The following is a 4,747-nucleotide window of genomic DNA, read 5'->3' on the forward strand; positions in this document are numbered from 1 at the left end:
CAGGAGGAGGCGGCCGGGTCGGACAACGACACCCTGCGCAACTTCGTCGGCGGCGCGTTCCTCGGCCGGATGGACGACGAACAAGCCGCCGCCCGCGCGTTGGGCCTGGTGCAGATCCCGACCGGCGTCGGCTACGAGCAGGCGCTGCTGGACCTGCCCCGGCCCACCGACGACGCGGAGGACGTGCCCCGGCAGTTCCTGTTCTACTCCCGCGGCGGCGCCGGCTGTAAGGAACTGATCGAGATCGCCCGCGACGGCGACCATCTCGACTGGCTCTGGTCGGCCCTGGAATCCGCCCCCGGCCAGACGTTCCACCGGGCAGCGTCATGACCACCGTCCGCCGCCGCCCCCGCACCACGGTCATCATCTTGGTGGTGCTGGGCTGCTGGCTCCTCGGGGTGCCCGGCTCGGTGATCGTGCTGGCGGTCGGACTGCTCCTGCTCGTCCTCCTGGCTCATCGGCTCGGTCGGCCCGTGTACGTCGCGCGGCGGTTCGGCCGGCCCGTGTACCTGGTGGCGCGCCGGACCTGGGTCCGGCCACTCGCGATCGCCGCCGTCATCGGGCTGCTGCTGTTCGCTGCGGCCCCGCCAGCCGGTGCGGACCCGATCGGCCCGTCGGTGCCAGACGCGACGGACTACTGCCGCCTCGCCCCACCCGCGGAAACCCCGGGCGCCGGGGTGGCCGGGTTCCTGGACCCACAAGCCGGTCTGCCGTTCGACGGCACCGCCTACGGCGACCACGGCTACGCCGGGTTCTTCTGGTGGTCCTACGACCCCGGCTGCGTCAACTCGGTCACCCAACTCGCCGGGATCCAATCCCCGTGGGACGTTTCCGGAGCGTCGCAGTCCACCCAGCTCGGGAACTGGCTCCTCGGCGGAGCCGTCCTCCTCGACGCATGGGCCACCGGGATGCGGGCCCGCGCCCTCGACCCGAACACCTTCGGCAGCCTCGACACCTTCATGGGCACCGTCGCGACCGCCGGGTACACGGTCCTCGTGCAGCCGTGGGTATGGCTTCCCCTGGTCATGCTCGGCCTGACCGTCCTGACCTTGGCGATCCGCGGCAACCTGCCCGAGGTGCTGCGCCGGGTCACCGCCGCCCTCGCCGGCCTGACCATCCTGACGATCGCGGCGGCCGCGCCGATGGACCTGATCCGCTCCGCCGACCAGGCCCTGGTCGACGCCCAACAACGCATCGACACCCAGGTGATGAGCCGGCTCCCGGCCGACGTGCTGCCGCAGATCCAGCATTGCGACTTCGACCAGACCGCACTCTATAAACCGCATTTCGACGATGATGGCCTGTTGAAGGTGGCCGGTACCGCTTGCACCGTGAAGTACACGCCGGACCCGAAGGACCCGGTCAATGCCGAGTATCTGCGGCGGTGGCTGTATCCGGAAGTGCTGGTGCGCAACACCATTCAGCGGTACTGGCAGCAGGGCATGATCGGATCGCAGAACCTGACCGACCCCGACGCCGACCTCGGCGCCCGGTTCCTCAACGGGCAAGCCGTCAACCTCAAACTCCCCGACCTGAACGAGATTCAGCAGAACGCGCCGGCCGGCGCGGTGTGGTGCACCTACCAGGACAACAAACAGGTCTGCGGGCGGTCCGACAAGCCCGGTCCACCCGGCAATGTCGTCGCCGCCACCGAAGCCGAATACCGGTCCGCCATCGAGGACGCCGGCCCGACCATCTACCCCTACATCCAGGGGCGGGCCGGGAACCGGACCGCCGCCGGGTTCAGCGCACTGGCTGCGTCGACTGCCGCGGCGCCGTTTCCGGCGGCCGCCTACACCGCCGTGCTGACCGCGCGGTTGCTGCTGCGGCTCGCCCTGATCGCCGGCCTGTTCGTCGGCATCGGCATGATGGTCCGCCCGCACCTGGCCCGCCGTGTCCTCGGCGTCGCCGTGAGCAGCCTGCTCGTCGTGTTGCTGTTCAGCGCGGCCGGCGCCCTGATGACCTACCTGTCCATGGTGATGCTCAGCCCCACTATGGTCGCCGGCCAGCAGGTCGACCCGAACTCTGGGGTGATCATCCTCGCGCTCATCTCGCTGGTCGTCTGGCTGCTCACCCGCCCGATCAAGCGGATCACCGGAATGTTGTCCTACGCCGCCACCGGCAACCCGCACCAGCTGTCCGAGCAGCGGCGCCGGGCGATGGCCGGCCTGTACCGGCTCTCTCCACTGCCCCGCTGGCGCCGCGGGACCAGTCACCGGGTCAGCGACCCGCCGGAGTACCCGGCCGGAACGGTCACGCCGACCGAGCCGGCCCGGTCGAGCCGCCCCGAGCAGGTCACCATCGTCCGCCGCCGCACCACCCAGCTACCGGTCACGGGCCAGCCCGTTGGCTCGGCACCCGCGCCGGGGCCCGGCGAGCCGGCGACCACACGCATCCCCCGCACCACCTCGGCTGCCGCCCGTGGCTCGACACTGCCGGCGGACCGCAGGCCCGCCGCGGACGCCGAACCTACGCAGGTCACCCCGGTCGTCGCCGGCATGGAGGGGCAGCGGGATCCGGGCCCGGCGCCCGCGATTGACTCGCGACCGGCCAAGGGGCACCTGCTCCGACAGTTCTGGAACGGCCGTCGGTGGGTGCGCGCCGATGACGACCGCGTCTTCCGACCCGCCGATCCGGATCACCGTCCGGTCGGGCCGGCGCCGGACGAACCGGCCGTCTTCCGACCGCCGGACCCGCCGCCGTGGGTCGGCCACAGCCGACCCGAAGCCCGCACCACGAGCTGGCGGCATACCGCCGACGACCCGAGGAGGATCTGATGAACGCACGCACTGCTTGGCGCTGGCCCCTCCGCAGTCGCGGCCGGCTCATCGCCCTGGTCCTCGCCGCCCTGGCCGTGGCTCTGCTCACCAAGATCATCCTCGACACCGGCGGAGTCGCGCCGGCCGCCGGTCCGGCCGGGCCGCTGGCTATCACCCCGGCAACCAGCACCACCACCACGAGGCCGACCGCGGTGCCGACCAACCCGGACGAGTGCGTCGCGCTGTGGGCCAAGGGCCCGGACCGGGACGCCTGCCTGTACCGGGAGTACGGCATTACGCCGTCCGACCACCCGAGCCGCGATCCAGCGACCCGGTCGACGACCACTCCCGTTGTGATCGGCGTCCCGGTCACGACCACGATCGAGGGTGCGGCGTCCGGGTACGTGCCCGAGGCCGACCAGGCTGCGGCCCTGGAAGTCACGGCGCGGTTCGTCGACGCCTGGTATGCCGGCGGCTCCGACCAGGCCTGGCAAGACCAGGTCAGCCGCTGGGCCGACCCCACCCTGGCCAAGCAACTGCCCACCCTGAACCGCGACGCCCTGCCCGGTAGCCAACGCGAAACCGAGCCGGCGATGCGGGCTTTCCAGCCAGGTCTGGCTAGTACCGGTGTCGCCACCAACAACGGTTCCCTCGCTCTCACCGTGATCTACACCGACACCGGTTGGCGGGTCGTCACCGTCACCGTCGAAGCGCCATGACGATCAAGACGTCTCGTCGCTGGCCCGGGCTGATTCTCGGCCTGGCCGGCGTCCTGCTCACGGGCTGCACCATGGCCGGCGCCCGCGGCGCCATCATCAACACGATCGGCCGACCCACCGGCACCGGCGACTGCCCACCCGCAGCCGTCACTGGCACCGCCCCCGGTCTCGACCCGGCGCAGGAAGCGAACGCCAAGACGGTCGTCGGGGTCGCCCTCGGGCGCGGCCTCGGCCCCACCGGCGCGGCCATCGCGGTCGCCGCCGCACTGGCTGAATCCAGCCTGTACAACTACGCCAACGACGGCACCAGCACCCTGATCGGGTCCGCTGAAGGCCGGCAACTCAATGACGCTGAACGGTCCGTCGCCCGCCAGTCCCTGGCCTTCCCGCACGACAAGGTCGGCAACAACCTCGACAGCATCGGCCTGTTTCAGCAGCGGCCGATGACCGGCTGGGGCACCCCGGCCGAGCTGATCAACCCGGCTACCGCGACCGGGAAATTCCTCGACCGGATGGTCACCGTCTCCAACTGGCAGACAGTCTCACCCTGGACCGTCGCCCAGAAGGTCCAGGGGTCGCCTTCGAGCGATGGCGGCATTTATCGCGACACCTACCAGCAGGCCACCGTCATCGTCGCCGCCCTTGACACCGGATCCACAACTGCGGGGGCAAACGCGATCGCCCAGGTCGCCGCCGCCGACACCTCCTGCGGACAGCCGGCCGCCAACGCCGCGACCGGCCCGGCGGCGTGGGGCGGCTACCAGAACGGACGCATCCCCGCGACCGCCCTGTGCCCGATCCCGTCCAAGCCGGCCCTGCAACTCGAATGCGGCGCCTCGACCGCGTTCGACCAGCTCAACACCGCTTTCAAGGCCCAGTTCGGGCAGGACATCGGCATCACCGACGGCTACCGCTCCTACGACGAACAAGTCCAATGCCGACTGGCGAAGGGGAGCCTGTACGCCAACCCGGGTACCTCCAACCACGGCTGGGGCAAGGCCGTCGACATCGGCGGCTGCTGCGGCATCAACACCGGAACCGGGCCGGCCTTCGACTGGCTCACCGCCAACGCCGGCCGCTACGGCTGGAACCACCCCGCCTGGGCGCAGGCCGGCGGGTCGAAACCTGAGCCGTGGCACTGGGAATACGGCGCCATCTCGTGAAGCTCGGCGTCCTGGCCGCCGACAACGCCAGGAACCACCGGCGCCGACGGAACGGCCGCCGGCACAACGGAAGGAAGAACACCATGATCGATCCGCGACTGGCCAG

The 4,747-nt window shown here is 71.0% G+C and carries 4 protein-coding genes; all 4 read left to right on the plus strand.

Annotated elements, in window-relative coordinates; all coding sequences use genetic code 11:
- The coding region (locus tag ACOJUF_RS18290; RefSeq protein WP_420123249.1) for a hypothetical protein at positions 1-330 on the plus strand (330 nt) is incomplete at its 5' end.
- Positions 327-2,777 (plus strand): hypothetical protein, encoded by a 2,451-nt coding sequence (locus ACOJUF_RS18295; RefSeq protein ID WP_420123250.1) that lies wholly within the window; start codon positions 327-329, stop codon positions 2,775-2,777. The genes ACOJUF_RS18290 and ACOJUF_RS18295, both read left to right, overlap by 4 nt.
- Positions 2,777-3,478, plus strand: a complete 702-nt coding sequence (locus ACOJUF_RS18300) for a hypothetical protein (RefSeq protein ID WP_420123251.1) — start codon at positions 2,777-2,779, stop codon at positions 3,476-3,478. The genes ACOJUF_RS18295 and ACOJUF_RS18300 overlap by 1 nt, the downstream gene beginning before the upstream one ends.
- A complete protein-coding gene (locus tag ACOJUF_RS18305) occupies positions 3,475-4,641 on the plus strand; it encodes a M15 family metallopeptidase (protein ID WP_420123252.1) in 1,167 nt (388 codons plus the stop codon). Before ACOJUF_RS18300 ends, ACOJUF_RS18305 begins: the two co-directional genes overlap by 4 nt.
- Positions 4,642-4,747: the final 106 nt, after the last annotated feature.

This window comes from Nakamurella sp., from assembly GCF_048594475.1.
Taxonomy (GTDB): Bacteria; Actinomycetota; Actinomycetes; order Mycobacteriales; family Nakamurellaceae; genus Nakamurella.

Bases quoted from the DNA above. Each gene is read 5' to 3' on its own strand.
- ACOJUF_RS18295 (WP_420123250.1), top strand. From the start codon at position 327: ATGACCACCGTCCGCCGCCGCCCCCGCACCACGGTCATCATCTTGGTG.
- ACOJUF_RS18300 (WP_420123251.1), top strand. From the start codon at position 2,777: ATGAACGCACGCACTGCTTGGCGCTGGCCCCTCCGCAGTCGCGGCCGG.
- ACOJUF_RS18305 (WP_420123252.1), top strand. From the start codon at position 3,475: ATGACGATCAAGACGTCTCGTCGCTGGCCCGGGCTGATTCTCGGCCTG.